The following is a 17,970-nucleotide window of genomic DNA, read 5'->3' on the forward strand; positions in this document are numbered from 1 at the left end:
TCGGGATTTTACGGGTTAAAAGGAGCAAATCGTGGCGAAATCAGCCAAATCTATACTCATCTCTTCCCTGGAACCCCTCAGTGGTAAATCGGGAACTATCGTCGGTTTAGCGCATCTCTTGCGGCAAAAAGGCCTAGAGATAAGTTACGGCAAACCAGTGGGCAATTGTCCGGGCTACGTCGATGGGCAATTGGTCGATGAGGATGTAGAATTTATCCAGCAATTACTAGAATTATCCCCCGAGCAGCTGCGTTTACCCCTGATCTATACGGATATGGATTCCGTTGCTAAACGTCTGCAAGGTGCAGATAAACAGGACTACGGCAATATTCTTGCTGGCTATCTCGATCGGGTTAACAGTGATATTGCCCTCCTCGAAGGGCCGGGGACTCTCTGGGAAGGGAGTATTTTTCAGTTATCGATGGGGGAGATGGCCAAAATTCTCCAGACTCCGATCCTATTGGTGGCCCGCTATAGTTCTCCCCTGATTGCCGATAGTCTGCTGAAAGCGCAACAGGAATTAAATAATCAGCTGCTGGGGGTAGTAATTAGTGATATCCCCGCCGATGATTGGGATGAAGTACAATCTCTCCTTAAACCCTATCTCGCTGGCCAAGGTGTGGAAGTTTTAGGACTGTTACCCGCTAGTAAACTGATGCGCAGTATTAGTGTTCGGGAAATTGTCCATCTTTTAGAGGCCAAAGTATTATGTCGGCCCGATCGTTTGGATTGGATGGTAGAAAGTTTAGCGATCGGGGCAATGAATGTCAACGCCGCTTTAGAATATTTTCGCAAGGGGGAAAATATGGCTGTGATTACGGGTGGCGATCGCACAGACCTACAGTTAGCTGCCCTAGAAACTTCTACCACCTGTTTGATCTTAACTGGTTCCATCTCTCCAGATCCCCTGATTCTGGGCCGGGCCGAGGATTTAGAAGTACCGATTCTCTCGGTAAATTTAGATACTCTCACCACCGTGGAAATCGTCGATCGGGCCTTCGGGAAGATTCGCTTACAGGAACAGGTAAAAGTCGCTTGTATTCGAGAATTAATGGAGGAACATTTCCAGATCGATCGCCTGTTAGAAAAGTTAACAACAGGGGGGTAATTTCTCCCTGGCTGCCGAGAATTTCACTGGAAACCCCTTCATGAGTCTATCATCCTCCCCTGTGTCCCCTCCGGTCAAAGAAAATGACTGGAGCTTATTATTAACATTACTTCCCTACGCAAAAAAGCAAAAAGCCCTGCTATTTTGCTCATTAATACTTCTTTTTCCCCTATCTCTCACGGGGGCGATCCAACCCTTAATTATCGGTCAAGCGGTCTCCCTTTTGCAAAAGGAACAAACTTGGGATTTTTTGGCTCAAATGCCCTTAACAGCAGCCATTAATACCCTAATTATTATCCTGTCAGCTTCGATTATTTTACGACTGATTTTAGGGACAATGCAAGGTTATCTAGTGCAGAAAGTCGGTCAGTCAATTACTGCTAATGTCCGGGAAGATTTATTTACCCATGTCACCTCCCTTTCCTCCAGTTTTTTTGATCGCTCTCCCGTGGGACGTTTAGTCACTCGTTTAACCAGCGATGTGGAAGCATTAGGAGAAGTTTTTGCTAGTGGGGCGATCGGAGTTGTCAGTGATTTGGTCAATATTTTAGTTATTATCATCACCATGTTTACCCTGCAATGGCAATTAGCTCTATTGTTGGTGTTGATGTTATTTCCCGTCACTGCTTTAATTATCTTTTTTCAAAAACAATACCGCATCGCTAACTATCAAGTACGCGAGGAATTATCAAAACTTAATGCCCAATTACAGGAAAATATAGTCGGAGTTAATATTGTTCAATTATTTCGCCGCGAACGCTTTAATGCTGAAATGTTTCGCGCTATCAATACTCACTATCGTCAATCCCTAGATAAAACAATTTTTTATGATTCTGCTGTCTCGGCCACTTTGGAATGGATCGGATTAATTGCCGTGGGAGGAGTATTATGGTTAGGCGGGATTTTTATTCTCCAGAAAACCATTGATTTTGGGGTTTTATCAGCTTTTATTTTATTCTCCCAACGTCTCTTTAATCCCCTGCGTCAGTTTGCCGAAAAATTTACTATGTTTCAATCGGGTTTTACTGCTATAGAACGAATTGGTGAATTAATTAGTATTCCCATTGAAATCACCGATTCTAACAATTATAAAGAGATTTACTTCCCAGAAAAACGTCAAACTGGCGAGATTATTTTTGAAAATGTTTGGTTTGGTTATAAACCCGATGAATATATTATCAAAGGTCTCAATTTTACCATTCATCCAGGGGAAAAAGTCGCTTTAGTTGGTCCCACCGGTGCGGGAAAAAGTTCGATTATTCGTCTTCTCTGTCGTCTTTACGAACCAAGTAAGGGCAGAATTCTAGTGGATGGTATCGATATCCGTTATCTTCCCCAAGCGGAATTAAGACGTTATATCGGTGTCATTCTCCAAGAAACTTTTCTCTTTGCCGGAGATGTTACTCGCAATATTACTTTAGGGGAAAATTATGATTTTGAGCAAGTGAAGGCAGCAGCTAAATTAACTAATATCGATCACTTTATCGAGGAGTTACCCGATGGTTATCATACCCTTTTACGGGAACGAGGCGCAAATTTATCGGGAGGACAAAAACAATTACTCGCTTTTGCGAGAGTCGCTATTCGTAACCCCGAAATTTTAGTTTTAGATGAAGCTACCGCTAGTTTAGACGTGGGGACAGAAGTATTAATTCAAGAAGCTTTAGAACAGATTTTAGTCAATCGTACTGCTATTATTATCGCCCATCGTCTCTCCACTATTCGCGATGTCGATCGAATTCTTGTCCTTAAACGCGGGGAATTAGTCGAATCGGGAACCCATGAAGATTTATTAACCGAAGACGGCCTCTACGCTAGTTTATATAAACTGCAAATGTTAGGCACAGATAGTTAACAGTTATCAGTGATCGGTTATCAGTTATCAGTTATCAGATTAAAGTGATAAGTGATAAGTTTTAAGTTTTAAATGATATTATTCGCCGATCAATCTTCACTAATTACTGTTTACTGATTACTGTTTACTGTTTACTGTTTACTGTTTACTGTTTACTGATCACTGACAAATCCCCCACTTCCCACTTCTCACAATGCCTTCGCCAGAATCTGCTCCGCTATTATCACAACTGCAAAAAAAAGTCAATAGTTTAGATGTACCATTTTATGCACCAGGGCATAAGCAGGGGGAAGGAATCGGGGAAGATTTAAGTAATTTACTGGGAAAAAGCGTCTTTAAAGCCGATTTACCCGAATTACCCGACCTTGATAATTTGTTTGCCCCGACGGGGGTGATTAAAGAAGCGCAAATTTTAGCAGCCGAGACATTTGGGGCAGATAAAAGCTGGTTTTTAGTCAATGGCTCCAGTTGTGGCATTATTGCGGCGATTTTAGCCACTTGCGGCGAGGGAGATAAAATTATTTTGGCGAGAAATATTCATAAATCGGCAATTTCGGGCTTAATTCTCTCTGGGGCGCAGCCTATCTTTATCAATCCCGAATATAATCCCACTATCGATCTAAATTTAAATATAACCCCCCAATCCCTCGAAAATGCCCTGAAACTTCATCCCGACGCCAAAGCGGTGATGGTAGTCTCTCCCACCTATCAAGGGGTTTGCTGTGACTTAGAAACTATCGCCCAGATTACCGATCATTATTCTATCCCGCTGCTCGTCGATGAGGCTCACGGGGCGCATTTTGCCTTTCATCCCGATTTACCTCCGGCTGCCCTGTCTCTCGGCGCTGATATGGCTATTCAGTCCACCCATAAGGTTTTAGGGGCCTTAACTCAAGCATCAATGTTACACTTAAAAAGCGATCGCATTAGTTCCGAAAAAGTCGATCGAGCCTTACAATTAGTTCAAACCACTAGCCCTAGTTATTTGCTTCTCGCTTCCCTTGATAGTGCTAGAAAGCAAATGGCGACGCAAGGACTAGATTTACTGACCAAAACCCTCGATTTAGCCGCTTCGGCCCGAAAAGAACTCGATAAAATCCCTAATATCTCTGTTTTAGACTTTCCCCATTCTATCCCGGGTTGTCACTGGTTCGATCGCACTCGTTTAACGGTAATCGTCAAAGATTTTGGCTTAACTGGTTACGAAATAGACGATATTTTGCGAGAAAAATACGCCGTCACCGCAGAATTACCGACTTTAAGCCAACTTACTTTTATTATCTCCATCGGCAATCATCGCGAACACATTAATCGCCTAATTACTGCTTTTCAATGCCTTAAATCCCCTTCCTCTACCAGTTTACCCCCCACTCCTCCCCCAGTCACGGGAAATTTGGCTATTTCTCCTAGAAAGGCTTTTTTTGCCCCTACAGAGATAGTATCCCAGAAAAATGCCCTCGATCGTCTTAGTGCTGATGTTATCTGTCCCTATCCCCCCGGTATTCCCGTTTTGATGCCGGGAGAGTTAATTTCTCAGGAAATCCTCGACTATCTGCAAACTATTTTAGACCTCGGTGGCACGATTACCGGCGGTAGTGATGATAATTTAACTACTTTCAGGGTTTTAAAATAATCGCAAAATTATCTGATATATTAACCGGAAAAAGGCGGTAATAGCAATTGCTCCGATGGCTGCCATCACGGCAATGATAGCAATTTCAGGAAAATTTAGGCTTCCTTGCAGTTGCGAAAGAAAGAAGATGAGGGTGAGGGTAATTGCTGCTAGAATCGGTAAATCTCTCCCTTCAATCACTTTTTTAAATAATGCCAAAACTAAGCCACCTAAGATCATAAAAGCGATGACAATTCCTAGCGAGGGGAGTAAACTATTTAAGGCAATTACTAATAATGTCCCCTCAAATCCTGTAAAGGCAGCATTAGCGAAGGTTTCCCCAAGAGAAAAGCGGGAAGTTTTTCTAATCACTGGAGAAGCTGGAGGGGATGGAGGAATTGGGGAAGCTGGAGGAGATGGGGAAGATGGAGGAATTTGAGAAGCTGGAGGAGATGGGGGAGGTGTATTTAAAGCGGTTAAAACTTCTCCACAGGATTGAAATCTATCCAGGGGATTTGCTAGTAACATTTTATTGAATACTCTTGCTAAATCTGCACTGATGTTGGGGGCATAATTTTGCCAATTCCAGACCTGTTTTTGGGGATCGTATAGATCATCAGGATCGCGATTAGTTAAGAGTATAACACAGGTAGCTGCTAGGGCATATAAATCTGTGGCTGCCGATACCTGATTGCCTAATTGTTGTTCGGGAGGAGCAAATCCAGCTGAGTAAATTGTTGTGGATTTCTCTTGTGTATTACTAGGGTTATTGGTAGCCTGTTTTACTGCCCCAAAATCGAGTAAATAGAGGCGGCCATTTTGGGAGCGCATGATGTTAGATGGTTTTATATCCCGGTGAATGGAACCATTTTCATGAATAAATTTGAGGATAAGAAGTAATTCTTTGAGAATGTTTTTGACTTCACTTTCTTGAAAGGGTTTTTGTTGCTGTTGGAGAATTTCTTCTAAGTTTTTACCGTCGATATATTCCTGGGCCAGATAGAAAAATTGCTCTTCTTTTCCCGTTAATTGATTCTTGACTGTTAAAGGGAAAAAAGCATAGAGATCGGGGATTTGGGGATGTTCTCGTCCTAAATCTTCTAAAACGTGCGCTTCTTGAAAAAATAAATTTTTCGCTTTTTCTAAAGCTTGCGGACTTAAATTACCGGAAGGTTGAAATTGTTTGAGTACACATTTAGCTTTTTTGGGACTATAACGATCTACTGCTAAAAATGCCGCCCCAAATCCTCCTTGTCCCAATAGACGTTCTGGCAAATAACGTCCCCCTAAAATTAATGGCATCCCGCAAGTAGTACAATATTTCTGCTCGATCGAGGTTAAGCGATTGCTATCGTCTAGGTCTGGGCATTGATTACGCGGTCTCGGACAGTGGGGACGCGTACAAATAACTTCCATAGTCACCGTTTCCCGTGGTACTGCTCTTAGTTTAGCTACTACCGGCAATTCGGGTTAAAATTTTTATTCTTAAGAAAGAGTTAAAAAGAGCGTTCGTAGGCCGACACGGATTGCCATTATACTACAAGGTTAGCAGAAATTTTGGAGTTTGTCAAGTCTTTGGCTGAAAAAAATTCAGCCAGATCTAGCGGTTATCTTCATGGTGGAGTGGGAAGTCTCGGCGCTTTTCTTTAGTTGAATGAGCGTGCCAGACGATTAACCCCGGTGTGTAATAACTGTTCCAAGCTTTGGCGATCGCTGATGGCTTGAAGATTGATCACAAAACAGGTTAAACCCAGTCCAAAGAGGATAAAAGTGGGGGCCATAACCACACCAATCATCAACCAGGTGGCGACGTGGAGAAACATGGTGATAGCGAACAACAAAGCTAGGGAAGCAATGGGGAAGATTTGACGGGTAGGACGACCGAAATAGAGAAAAAGAACTGTTAAAACGGTGGTTACTAAGTTAGCGGGTACTAAAAAGGCACAAATCGAGACGCAATAGTTGCGGGAAAATTCAGCGAGGGTATTAAAATCTATCATTAATATTACTTTACAATTGCCTGAGTCTTAGTACTCTCGATTGTAGCGGAAAATTTACATGATCGGCATGAAGGTGACTAAAGGCTGTGGTGCAATAGATTTTCGAGAGGGAGCTAAAACGAGGATCGGGGTATAGGTCATCCAGCTATAATGAAATCTGGGAAAATGACACCGCCGCATCCCGAAAACTCTCACCCCTTGCTAGGTATAATCGATCGCAGGAAGAATTTTATGAGTAAATTTGTCTTTGTCACTGGGGGAGTCGTCTCCAGTATTGGGAAAGGGATTGTCGCTGCTAGTTTGGGAAGATTGTTAAAAAGTCGGGATTATTCCGTCTCAATTCTGAAATTAGACCCCTATATCAACGTGGATCCGGGTACGATGAGTCCTTTTCAACACGGAGAGGTATTTGTCACCGATGATGGGGCCGAAACCGACCTCGACCTTGGCCACTACGAACGTTTTACCGATACGGAACTCTCCCGTCTCAATAGCGTGACTACTGGCTCGATTTATCAAGCGGTATTGAATAAAGAGCGCCGTGGTGCTTATATGGGGGGAACCGTGCAGGTAATTCCCCATGTTACCAACGAAATCAAGGAAAGGATTCTCCGGGTGGCCAAAGATACCAACCCCGATATTGTCATTACAGAAATTGGTGGTACGGTGGGAGATATCGAATCTTTGCCTTTTTTAGAAGCAATTAGGCAATTTAGGAAGGATGTAGGTCGAAATAACGTGGTTTATATGCACGTTACCCTAATTCCTTGGATTCCGGCCGCGAAGGAGATGAAAACTAAACCGACGCAACACTCGGTTAAGGAATTAAGATCGATCGGGATTCAACCGGATGTGTTAGTCTGTCGTTGTCATCTACCCCTACAACCGGGGTTAAAAGAAAAACTCTCAGCTTTCTGTGATGTGCCGGTGGAATCGGTGATTACTGCTCAGGATGCCAGCAGTATCTACGAAGTTCCCCTCAATCTGGAAAAAGAGGGATTAGCGCAACAAACCCTAGAATTATTAAACCTGGGTCCCCGATACCCCCATCTGGAGGAGTGGGAAAATCTCATCCGACAGATGCAATCCCCCGGTCAAAAATTAGAGATAGCTATCGTTGGTAAATATGTGCAATTGGGGGATGCTTATCTCTCGGTGGTGGAGGCCCTCAAACACGCTGCTATTGCCCTTAATAGCGAGATAGAATTGCGTTGGGTAAGTGCCGAAGATGTGGATAACGATTCGGCCGAAGCTCATTTAAGCGGTGTTGACGGTATTGTTGTACCAGGTGGTTTTGGTATTAGGGGTGTGGATGGCAAAATTAAGGCGATCGAGTATGCTAGGGTCAATAATATTCCTTTCTTGGGTCTCTGTTTAGGGATGCAGTGTTCGATTATCGAATGGGGTCGCAATGTGGCCCGATTAGAAAGGGCCAATAGTTCCGAATTTGAAGAGGATACACCGAATCCAGTGATTAATTTACTGCCAGAACAGGCAGATGTGGTGGATTTAGGGGGAACAATGCGCTTAGGTCTCTATCCCTGCCGTTTAAATCCCGATAGTCTGGCTTTCTCCCTCTACGGTCAAGAGGTTATCTATGAGCGCCATCGTCACCGTTACGAGTTCAATAATGCCTATCGTAGTCTCTTTTTCGAGACTGGTTATCTGGTGAGTGGCACTTCTCCCGATGGTCGTTTGGTGGAAATTATCGAACTACCAAAACATCCTTTCTTTATTGCTACCCAATTTCACCCCGAATTTCGCTCTCGTCCCAATAAAGCTCATCCTCTCTTTTCTGGTTTCATGAAAGCGGCCCTCAAGGGTAGAGAGGAAAAGTTCTCCCTGAGTAGTCAGCATTCGGCTGTCAGTTAGGGTTCGCCGGTTCTATTGGCTCAAAATCTGGTTTTTTGGGGGGAAACCCCCGAAAATTTCTCATATTACCCCCAGTTTGTCCTAGGGTTTCCCGAATTGACGTTGATAAACTACTTCTTCCTTGCCAGATTCCAGTTTAATATCGGAGCGAGGATAGGCCACACATAACAAAGCATAGCCTTCTTTTTGCAGGTCGGGGGATAATCCCATGCCCTCACCTTGTTCGACGCTACCCTGGGAAAGTTGAGCGGCGCAGGTAGTACATACGCCCGCATTGCAAGAACTGGGTAAGTCAATCCCCGCATCGTAGGCCGCCTGTAGTATAGTTTGATCTTCCCTAACTTCGATCGTTTGTGTGGTTCCTAAATGAGAAATTTCTACTTTGTAGGTTGTGGTCATAGCTAATGAATGATGCTTTGAACTTCACCTATTTTATCATTCTAGATTGCGGATAGAGGAGAGAGGGGGGAAATCTTTACCTAATCAGATTTTCACCGGTCGGCAGATAATTGATTGTCATGAAAGATGATAAGTAGGTAGGCGTTAAAAATTATCAGACACCACCCTTATCAACGGGGGACTAAGGGTAGGGTTGATTCATGAATCAACCCTACTATGAATCAACCCTAGTACTAAGGGGGTATCGAACCTAAAAACTATTTTTAATTTAATTATAACCAGCTACTTAAAGTCCTCAAAAGTAGTAACTTTTTCTGGCAATTTGTCCTGTAGTTAAAACAAACAAAAGAGAGAAATAAATTCTCTCTTCTGCAACCGAGGGGAAGTTATTCTATTTGTAATTGGCTCTCGTGTCTTTAACCGCCGCCCAAAAAAATAGGGCTGTTAATGGTACACTTGCCGCTAGAATTAGGCCAGTGGTGGTATTGCCTAAATCCGGTTCTCCCGAACTAATTTCAAAGACACAACCCACACCAGCGATCGCTGCAATACAGGATAATAACAATAAAACGCCGCTTTTCGGGGTCATCTTCACTCCTCACCTAAATTAACTAATGCCTTTATTTTGTCACTTTCTCGACCGGTTTCACCGCTTGCACGGAAAAACCGTGTTTTTTTAATTCTTCATTGAGTGCCAAATCGTTATCTACTCTGTCCACGAACATGACACCATTAAGATGGTCCATTTCGTGTTGAATTACCCGCGCTAGTAAACCGTTAGCTTGCAGTTTTCGCGGTTTCCCCTGTTCATCTTTATAACTCACTTCGATCGCTTGGGGACGGATGACATCTAAAAACACATCGGGAATACTCAAACAACCCTCTTCCGCTTTGCACAATTCCCGACTATAACCGATAATTTGGGGATTAATCAGAATTAGGGGCGGATTTTCCGGTTTATCGTGTTCACAATCGATGACAATCAATTGTTTATTGACTGCCACTTGCGGAGCCGCTAAACCGATACCATTGGAACTATACATAGTTTGCAGCATTTCTCTGGCTAATTGGCGGATGCTGTCATCGACTTTAGCAATCCGCTTGGCCGGTTGACGCAGGACTCGATCGCCGAGATAATGCAGTTCTAAAGGGGGTTTTTCTAATTTGCGTTTTTCTACGGTAATAGTGGCGCTCATAAACTTAATTATCGATGGGATGCACAATTTTGATCTTAGTCACTGGCTCTGGGGGATTTCTCAGGAAAAGGGAGAAAAAAACCCAGACCCTTCATAAAATTTTACACCGCTCACAGACAGTTCGTCCATATCAGGGGGTGGGAAGTGGGGGAGTGGGGAGATTTTTCAGTTATCAGTAAGCAGTAAACAGTAATCCGTGGGGGAGTGGGGAGAAGGGAGAAGGGAGAAAAAAGCTGATTGCAACCGGCTACTTATTAGTAATTGGTATTCCTAGCCATTGGCTTAATTCCGCTGCTAACCATTCAATTTCGGGTTGACTCAGATATTCTTTTGTTTTACTGCTAATAGTATATTCTTTAGTCCCCACCCAAATAGTTAAAGCCATCGGTACATAAACTTGATCGCCATCACCATCTTTGCTATGATAACCATCAGCTTTCACCAGTTTATTAATATGTTGCCGTGCCATTTTATTTTTGCCCGGAAGTGTCAAACCCCAAATTCGCTGAATGGCAACAATTTCTTGACTATCAATAGTGATAATTTCCTCCCCTTTGAGACAATAAATAATCTGGTAAAGCATTCCTAAACCCACAAACCAAAAAGGCAAGGAAAAGAGCAGAAAAAACCAACTTATCCACAGAGGAATGGAAACTGCTCCTCCTGTCCATACTAATAAAAAAGCGTTCCAAGCGATGGCAAAGGCTCCAAGAAAAATTAATTTAGGGGTAAAACCTTCGGGAGGTAAAGATATTTTAATTTTCTCCTCGCTTTTTTGCAACTGTACCCGACTCCCTGCGGGTTTTTCAAGGTTCGAGGCAGTTAATTGAATTTCGTGGAGAGTATTTAAAGCTTGATTTGCTGCTTGTGCTGAAATAAACCTTTTCTCGAGACTAGGTTCAAGTAATTGCCCTAACCAATGAACAAAAGCAGGGCTTAAATTGGCTAAATTATTTAATTGAATCTTGCCATCTTTTTGGGGTAAATCGGCGGGATGAATGCCTGTAGCTAGATAGATTAAAGTGGCTCCTAAACTGTATAAATCAGAAGCGGCAACGGTGCGACCACCGAATTGTTCGGGGGGCATATAACCGTAGGTTCCGACAATAGTTAAAGTGGCCTGTTCCTGTTGGGCAACAGTCTGGACAGAACCAAAATCAATTAAATAAACATTGCCGATACTATGGCCCGAGCGATCTTTTAATAAGATATTACTAGGTTTCAAATCCCGGTGGATAATTGGCGGATTAAGTCCATGGAGATAAATTAAAATACCTAGGATAGATTTAGCTAATTCTTGTAGGTCTGCTTCAGTAAATTTGCGACCGGTTTCTACCTGTTCCTTGAGAGATTTAGCCTCGATATAACTCTGAACAAGGGCAAAACCTTGATAGGTATCGGTGCGAACTTCAAAATAGTCGATATATTCAGGAATCGAGCGACAATCTAGATGTTTAAGAGTTTCGGCTTCCCGTTTAAAAAGTTTTAAATCTGTCCATTCAAAATCGGGACTGAAGATTAATAATTTGACGACAACAGTAGCGCCCGTTTTTAGATCTTGGGCGAGAAAAGTGCGTCTTCCGGTTTGTTTACCTAACTGACTTTGGATTTGGTATCGATCGCCTAAAATTTGCCCTGGCAGCATACAATATATTCCTAGGATAATCCTAATTCTAGGCTAATCGAGAAATTTCTCAACCGCAAGCTAACAAAACGGAAGTTTGACCGAATCATCAAAACTTTAGCGTCTCCCAGGATAACTGCGGCGAAATTCAATTGTATCGCCCGTTTTTCGCCAATTCCTGGACTGGGCTGAGGGATGTATTTTTTCAGGTTAAAAGAGAAAATAGGCATCAGAAAAGAAAATTGGCCCATCTCCGTCTGGGAAATTTTAGTACAAATGTTCAGACTGTCAACTCCGGTGCTGCCATGCAGTCTGAAGGAGTAATTTAGATAGTCAACAGCTTAGTGTACAAGGGAGCAGCCAGTTTAATTCCCATCGAGGTGGAGTTTCCTGATATAGTTTTAAAAGCAGTCGGTTCAAGACAAAAAGACATGGTTACTAGGGGCGAACAAGGGGTAGAAGTGAGGAAAAACGAGAGCTTTTCTCTGGCTTCCTATCTGGAGGAAAAGCGGTTAATTGTCGAGTCAGCTTTAGATAGCTCTTTAGTTATCGGCAATCCTGCCAAAATCTACGAGGCGATGCGCTATTCTCTCCTCGCTGGCGGCAAACGTCTGCGGCCGATTTTATGTCTGGCTACCTGTGAATTGATGGGGGGTTCCCTAGAGATGGCTTTACCCACCGCTTGCGCCCTGGAAATGATTCACACTATGTCATTAATTCATGACGATTTACCCGCCATGGATAACGATGATTACCGACGCGGGAAATTAACCAATCATAAGGTTTTTGGCGAAGATATCGCTATTTTAGCCGGGGATGGTCTCCTAGCCTACGCTTTCGAGTATGTGGCTACCCAGACTCGTAATGTACCTCCCCTACAGATTTTAGAGGTAATTGCCCGTTTAGGTCGCACTGTCGGGGCAGCGGGTTTAGTGGGAGGTCAGGTTTTAGACTTGGAATCCGCAGGAAAACCCGATATTTCGGCAGAAACTCTCGGTTTTATCCATACTCAGAAAACGGGGGCCTTGTTGGAGACTTCTGTGGTGTCGGGGGCAGTTTTAGCGGGGGCAAAAGCGGAAGATATAGCTAAATTAGCCCGTTATGCCCAAAATATTGGCTTGGCTTTCCAAATTATCGATGATGTTCTCGATATCACGGCGACAAAGGAGGAATTGGGCAAAACCGCCGGTAAGGATCTACAGGCACAAAAAGCCACCTATCCTAGTCTCTGGGGGATAGAAGAGTCCCGCCAGCAAGCTCAACAGTTAATAGATAGTGCCATCGGTGAATTGAGTGGCTACGATGAGGCCGCTGAACCTTTACGGGCCATCGCCGAGTATATTGTTAATCGTAAAAATTAAATTAAACGAATGAGATTATGCAGGACTTCGAGCAGGTGTTACACAATCAAATACTGCTAGTCTCTCTTTTAGCTTGTTTCACTGCCCAGGGATTAAAAGCGCTGATTGAGTTAATCCGCGATGGTAAGGTGAGTCTGCGCTATCTAGTCTCGTCGGGAGGAATGCCTAGCGCTCACTCGGCGCTGGTGGGGGCCTTGGCTACTGGGGTAGGATTACAGATGGGTTGGTCTAGTCCCGAATTTGCGATTGCGGCGCTTTTTGCGGTTATTGTTATGTATGATGCGGCTGGAGTGCGTCAGGCAGCAGGAAAACAGGCCCGGATTCTCAATCAAATTATCGATGAAATGTTCCAGGAGGGCAAGGAATTTAACGAGGAACGTTTAAAGGAATTAATTGGTCATACTCCTTTTCAAGTGCTGGTCGGTTTAAGTTTGGGTATCGGTATCGCCATGGTGCTGCTCTGTCATTAATTGAGGTGTTTTCTGGGGTTGAGATAAACTAGATTTAATACCTGAAAATCCGGGGTAATCACTCATGTTACAATCCCTAAAAATTGAGGGCTTTTGCGGTTTTCAAAGTTTTGAGATGGCCAATCTTGGTACGCCAATTCAAATTTGAAACGCATCAGCAGCAATGTTTGAGATAGAGGCAAAAAGTAATCAAAGTTACAGGAATCCACTCAACAAAGTGCTGATAACTGGGTAAATTGGCACAAGCATCGCTCCAGTATTCAGCTACATGGTCTAAATAGGGTTTGCTGAAAAAGTTTGTTGGTGGGGTTAGGAGTCGGTCGTCAGGAGTCTCCGAGTCAGGAGTCGGGAGTTTCAGGCTTTGTTGCCCTCTCTTTTTGTACCAACTTATGTACTACAAGAAGGATAATGCAAGGTTTTTGATGGTCCCAATCCGATTTTCGCAGCATGAACATCGGATTTTAACAGGTCAAAAGCCTTATTTTAAAAGGGTTTTACCATTATTCAGCAAACCCTAAATAATCAGTTTTTAATAACCGGATTTAGTATTATTGGATAAGCCTTTCCACTTAGAAGATGTACCAGACTGAGCCTGAATCCGCCGTATGAAAAGCGATTAAAATCGTCATAATTTCCCCCAGACATAAGCTTATTTTTCGTTGTCGAGTCTTCAGTCCATAAGCAAGTAAGCTTTTTGAGCATTGAGGCGCAAATTATTGGCAAAAATCATCGACAGGACAGAATAAAGCATCTATACTAACCCTAGGGCAAGGTGGCTGAATGGTTTTCTGTTTTTCAGCAGATCACTTCTCCCTTTTCTTATCCCGAACTCAGGTTATATATAAGGAGAATAATTAACCATGACCGAAAATAGAGGACCGATTCCTGTAGTTGTCAACGGTGCAGCCGGTAAAATGGGACGGGAAGTCATTAAAGCCGTTGCTCGTGCCGACGATATGATCTTAGTGGGTGCAGTGGATCGAAATCCAGCTTTTCGAGGTCAAGATGTGGGGGAAGTGGCCGGTTGTGAACCCCTAGAAGTGCCGATTCTCGACGATTTACCGAGTGTTTTAGTCCTGGCAACTCAGGAAAAAGTGCAAGGGGTGATGGTGGATTTTACCCATCCCGACGGTGTTTATGACAATACCCGCAGTGCGATCGCCTATGGAGTGCGTCCCGTGGTGGGAACTACGGGATTATCGGCGGCACAACTACAAGATTTAGCCGAATTTGCCGAAAAAGCCAGCACCGGCTGTTTAGTTATCCCCAATTTTTCCATTGGCATGGTTTTACTACAACAGGCTGCCCTGCAAGCATCCCGCTACTTTGATCATGTGGAAATTATCGAACTGCATCACAATCAAAAAGCAGACGCACCCAGTGGAACGGCGCTCAAAACCGCCGAATTACTGGCAGAATTAGGTAAAACCTTTAATCCTGCCCAAGTTTCCGAAAAAGAAACTATCCCCGGCGCTAGAGGCGGTTTAACTGCTGAGAACATCCGTATTCATAGCGTGCGTCTACCCGGTTTAATTGCCCACCAAGAAGTCATTTTCGGTTCCCCCGGGGAAATCTATACCCTTCGTCATGATACCAGCGATCGCTCCTGTTATATGCCGGGGGTTCTCCTCTCTATCCGTAAAGTTACTCAGCTGCAATCCCTCGTCTACGGTTTAGAAAAAATCCTCTAAATCAAGATAGGTAGTGATTTTATTGTAGTGGTGATAGCTCAAACCTTTGCTAATTGGGCATTGTCGTCATCAATAAAGTACCAAACAGTTCGGCACCCCCCTGATCAAGGTAGTAGGGGGGATCGAAGGCAAAATCTATCTTCTATTTAATTAGAACCGCTTACCTAAACTCAATGGTAAAATAAGCTCATGAGCGCTTTTCCTACCCCAGAACTCGATAAAATCCTCAAAGAAAAAGATATTCAAGGAGAACAGCAAAGACAAACCCTGCTGGCGAAAACTCAACAATGGCTTCATGAAAATGCCGTAAAATACGGAATTAATCGAGCTTATATCTTTGGCTCCGTGACTCGTCCCTATAAATTTCACCCCGGTTCTGATGTGGATATTGCCGTCGAAAATATCAATCCCGAACTGCACTTTGAGGCTATTAGTATTCTTTCCTATTATCTGGGGAGAGAGGTGGATATTATTCTGCTGAAAAACTGTCATTTTGCCCACCGAATTCGGGAAGAAGGAATTTTATGGACAACCGACAACTAATTCTGTTGAAAGCTGATATAAATGCTCAATTACAGCTAATCAAAGCGATCGATGGTAAACTAGCTGTTAGAGCCGAAGGTGTTAATCCCGATGATGTCATTCGCCTAGAAAGCATTGCCTATCAAATCCATAATTTATACAGTGCCACTGAGGATTTACTTAAAATAGTGGCTACCTGTTTTGAAAATCATATTGCCGATACTCGGCAATGGCATACAGCCTTATTAAACAGAATGACTGTCCCTATCCCCGGAATTCGTCCTGCTTTTATTTCTTCAGAAACCGCCGCTTTGTTAAATAGTTTGCGAGGATTTCGGCACTTTTTTCGTCATGCCTACGGCACAAATATTGATTATGAGCAATTGAAAGTTAATTTAGACAGGGCAAGAAAAATCTACAGAAACTTAGAAAAAGATATTCAAATTTTCTTTGAACAATGGGCAGAAAGTTAAGCTAAATAATCGCTATTATAATTATTATGTCGGTCAATAATCCCTATCTTGAATACTGGCAAAAACGCCAAAAAGAACAGCAGGAATATAATCAAAAATTAGCTCAAGAGGCAAGGAAAAATCTTCCGCCAGTTATTGATTATTTAAAAGAAAATTTCCCAATTACAAAAATTATCCTGTTTGGTTCTCTAGTTAAAGGTAAATTTCAGGAAACTTCTGATATTGATCTAGCAGTTGCTGGCATACCCCCAGAAAGTTTTTTTCAAGCTTTAGGAAAAGTTAATTTAATTAGCGCTCGCTGGATTGATTTAAAGCCTATAGAAGACTTAGAACCTCATTTTCTTAAAAGAGTTTTGCAAACAGGAGAATGTCTTTATGCGTCCGATGAGTGCCAGTGAATTACAAGAAATCGCCCTTGATATTGCCACTGAAGTTAATAGATTAAATCGGCTAGAAAGCCAAATGCGTTTAGTTCAAGCGGAAATGCTAACCAACCCGGCACTAGCCGATATTTGTGCCGAAAGTTTAGCCCTAAAACTCGATAACTTCTATACAGGATGTGAACGAATTTTTCAAATTATCGCTTCTGAGTTAAATGGTGGCTTACCATCTAGTTATGACTGGCATAGAAGGCTATTAAATCGTATGAGCAAACCTCAAGATTATCGTCCTGCTGTATTACGAGAAGATACCGTGCATAAACTTAATGAATACCTAAGCTTTCGGCACGTTGTTCGCAATATCTACGGTTTTGAATTGGAAAAACAAAAACTAGAAAATCTGGTTAATAACTATTATAATACATGGCGACAAGTCCAAGAAGATATTAATAGTTTTATCCTTTGGTTAAAAACCACAGCAGACAGTCTTAATTAAACCTCAAAGACAAGATTGCTTGTTGAGATGGGGAAAGAGGCAACACCCCCCCAACCCTACCCGACGTCGGGGGGAGATTTAGCTAATCTAAGGATAGGCGGTTAAAATGCGTCTTAGCCTATTCATAAAAGAACTGATGAGCCGTCAACTTCATTTCACAGTGGTTATTCTGACTTGAGAAAGTTATTAACTTACTTCCGATGATTGCTGTACTTTCTGACCTATTTTTGGTTCCGTCCCTGCCAACAATCTTTTAATATTACCCTGATGACGAACAATCACATAGATTCCCCCCATCAAACTAAATAAAATATAGGGGAGAGGTTGACCCAAAACAACCATTAAAATATTCACCACCAGCGCCCCGATAATCGAACCTAAAGAAACAATCCGGAAAAGTGCCAGAATAACTAAAAAACTCGCCAAAGTTACGCAAGCCACTAGGGGATTCATCACTAATAAAACCCCTAAACTGGTGGCGACGGATTTACCACCACTAAAATTCAAGAAAATCGATTTACTATGACCGATGACTGCACCCAATGCTGCCCCGATAATTAACCAATAATACCAACTTTCTGGGAGAGGATTGACATCAATAAAATATAGTCCTCGTACCAGGGCCACCGCCACCATTCCCTTTAACATATCAATTAATAACACCGTCGCCCCGGCAGTTTTTCCCAGAGTTCTCAACACATTGGTGGCCCCAGTGGAACCGGAACCATAGTCACGAATATCGATACCTTTGCTGTATTTACCGATTAAATAACCCGTGGGAATCGAACCGAGCAGATAGGATAAAAGTAAGATAGTAAGACTGATAAGAATCGGAATAAGCATAAATTAACCCCAATTTTTAGCAAGAGCGAGCGCCGTTATCAGTGTATCAGCCCGAAGACAAAAAACCA

The 17,970-nt window shown here is 42.8% G+C and carries 19 protein-coding genes; 11 read left to right on the top strand and 8 right to left on the bottom strand.

The window, feature by feature from the left end:
* The first annotated feature begins 31 nt into the window (after positions 1 to 31).
* From MAE_RS06355 to MAE_RS06365, 3 genes are all read left to right on the top strand, one after another.
* Complete coding sequence (locus MAE_RS06355) at positions 32 to 1,108, top strand: phosphotransacetylase family protein (RefSeq protein WP_002798557.1); 1,077 nt, start codon at positions 32 to 34, stop codon at positions 1,106 to 1,108.
* A gap of 40 nt (positions 1,109 to 1,148) precedes the next feature.
* The gene (locus tag MAE_RS06360) at positions 1,149 to 2,963 is read left to right on the top strand and encodes an ABC transporter ATP-binding protein (RefSeq protein ID WP_012264847.1); all 1,815 of its coding nucleotides are present in this window, start codon (positions 1,149 to 1,151) and stop codon (positions 2,961 to 2,963) included.
* A 193-nt stretch (positions 2,964 to 3,156) separates the two neighbouring features.
* Positions 3,157 to 4,596 carry an aminotransferase class I/II-fold pyridoxal phosphate-dependent enzyme gene (locus MAE_RS06365; protein WP_012264848.1) on the top strand — a complete coding sequence of 480 codons (1,440 nt, stop codon included), beginning with the start codon at positions 3,157 to 3,159 and terminating at the stop codon, positions 4,594 to 4,596.
* Here the strand turns inward: MAE_RS06365 and MAE_RS06370 are convergent.
* Together MAE_RS06370 and MAE_RS06375 are read right to left on the bottom strand one after the other, a co-directional pair.
* Entirely contained in the window at positions 4,588 to 5,991 is a 1,404-nt protein-coding gene (locus MAE_RS06370; RefSeq protein WP_002798560.1) for a serine/threonine-protein kinase, read from the bottom strand. The two genes, MAE_RS06365 and MAE_RS06370, sit on opposite strands and share 9 nt — an antisense overlap.
* Positions 5,992 to 6,221: 230 nt before the next feature.
* Positions 6,222 to 6,575, bottom strand: coding sequence for a hypothetical protein (locus MAE_RS06375; protein ID WP_002798561.1), 354 nt, complete (start codon positions 6,573 to 6,575; stop codon positions 6,222 to 6,224).
* Positions 6,576 to 6,806: 231 nt separating this feature from the next.
* On the opposite strand from MAE_RS06375, the gene pyrG reads away from it, so the two are divergent.
* A complete protein-coding gene (gene pyrG, locus MAE_RS06380; protein WP_012264849.1) occupies positions 6,807 to 8,447 on the top strand; it encodes a glutamine hydrolyzing CTP synthase in 1,641 nt (546 codons plus the stop codon).
* Between the two features lie 81 nt (positions 8,448 to 8,528).
* On the opposite strand, the gene MAE_RS06385 is transcribed toward pyrG, so the two are convergent.
* The 5 genes from MAE_RS06385 to MAE_RS06405 form a co-directional block, all read right to left on the bottom strand.
* Positions 8,529 to 8,846 (bottom strand): 2Fe-2S iron-sulfur cluster-binding protein, encoded by a 318-nt coding sequence (locus tag MAE_RS06385; protein ID WP_002768334.1) that lies wholly within the window; start codon positions 8,844 to 8,846, stop codon positions 8,529 to 8,531.
* A gap of 391 nt (positions 8,847 to 9,237) precedes the next feature.
* On the bottom strand, positions 9,238 to 9,435 hold the full coding sequence (locus tag MAE_RS06390; protein ID WP_002731987.1) for a hypothetical protein: 198 nt from the start codon (positions 9,433 to 9,435) through the stop codon (positions 9,238 to 9,240).
* A 31-nt stretch (positions 9,436 to 9,466) separates the two neighbouring features.
* The gene (gene def / locus MAE_RS06395) at positions 9,467 to 10,042 is read right to left on the bottom strand and encodes a peptide deformylase (protein WP_002748816.1); all 576 of its coding nucleotides are present in this window, start codon (positions 10,040 to 10,042) and stop codon (positions 9,467 to 9,469) included.
* A gap of 247 nt (positions 10,043 to 10,289) precedes the next feature.
* Entirely contained in the window at positions 10,290 to 11,687 is a 1,398-nt protein-coding gene (locus MAE_RS06400; RefSeq protein ID WP_012264851.1) for a serine/threonine protein kinase, read from the bottom strand.
* An 11-nt stretch (positions 11,688 to 11,698) separates the two neighbouring features.
* Positions 11,699 to 11,896, bottom strand: coding sequence for a hypothetical protein (locus tag MAE_RS06405; RefSeq protein WP_012264852.1), 198 nt, complete (start codon positions 11,894 to 11,896; stop codon positions 11,699 to 11,701).
* A 201-nt stretch (positions 11,897 to 12,097) separates the two neighbouring features.
* On the opposite strand from MAE_RS06405, the gene crtE reads away from it, so the two are divergent.
* The 7 genes from crtE to MAE_RS06440 all read left to right on the top strand — a co-directional run bounded on the left by crtE (position 12,098) and on the right by MAE_RS06440 (position 17,059).
* Positions 12,098 to 13,027, top strand: coding sequence for a geranylgeranyl diphosphate synthase CrtE (gene crtE / locus MAE_RS06410; protein ID WP_012264853.1), 930 nt, complete (start codon positions 12,098 to 12,100; stop codon positions 13,025 to 13,027).
* A 17-nt stretch (positions 13,028 to 13,044) separates the two neighbouring features.
* A complete protein-coding gene (locus tag MAE_RS06415) occupies positions 13,045 to 13,497 on the top strand; it encodes a divergent PAP2 family protein (RefSeq protein WP_002733310.1) in 453 nt (150 codons plus the stop codon).
* 860 nt (positions 13,498 to 14,357) lie between these two features.
* A complete protein-coding gene (dapB, locus tag MAE_RS06420) occupies positions 14,358 to 15,188 on the top strand; it encodes a 4-hydroxy-tetrahydrodipicolinate reductase (RefSeq protein WP_002798593.1) in 831 nt (276 codons plus the stop codon).
* A 189-nt stretch (positions 15,189 to 15,377) separates the two neighbouring features.
* Positions 15,378 to 15,731, top strand: coding sequence for a nucleotidyltransferase family protein (locus tag MAE_RS06425; RefSeq protein WP_002798595.1), 354 nt, complete (start codon positions 15,378 to 15,380; stop codon positions 15,729 to 15,731).
* On the top strand, positions 15,713 to 16,183 hold the full coding sequence (locus MAE_RS06430) for a hypothetical protein (RefSeq protein ID WP_004159484.1): 471 nt from the start codon (positions 15,713 to 15,715) through the stop codon (positions 16,181 to 16,183). Before MAE_RS06425 ends, MAE_RS06430 begins: the two co-directional genes overlap by 19 nt.
* 26 nt (positions 16,184 to 16,209) lie before the next feature.
* Entirely contained in the window at positions 16,210 to 16,581 is a 372-nt protein-coding gene (locus MAE_RS06435; RefSeq protein ID WP_012264857.1) for a nucleotidyltransferase family protein, read from the top strand.
* A complete protein-coding gene (locus MAE_RS06440; protein ID WP_231859734.1) occupies positions 16,568 to 17,059 on the top strand; it encodes a hypothetical protein in 492 nt (163 codons plus the stop codon). The genes MAE_RS06435 and MAE_RS06440 overlap by 14 nt, the downstream gene beginning before the upstream one ends.
* Positions 17,060 to 17,245: 186 nt before the next feature.
* On the opposite strand, the gene plsY is transcribed toward MAE_RS06440, so the two are convergent.
* Complete coding sequence (plsY, locus tag MAE_RS06445; RefSeq protein WP_002798600.1) at positions 17,246 to 17,902, bottom strand: glycerol-3-phosphate 1-O-acyltransferase PlsY; 657 nt, start codon at positions 17,900 to 17,902, stop codon at positions 17,246 to 17,248.
* Positions 17,903 to 17,970 lie beyond the last annotated feature (68 nt).

This window comes from Microcystis aeruginosa NIES-843 (assembly GCF_000010625.1).
GTDB classification, from domain to species: Bacteria; Cyanobacteriota; Cyanobacteriia; order Cyanobacteriales; family Microcystaceae; genus Microcystis; species Microcystis aeruginosa.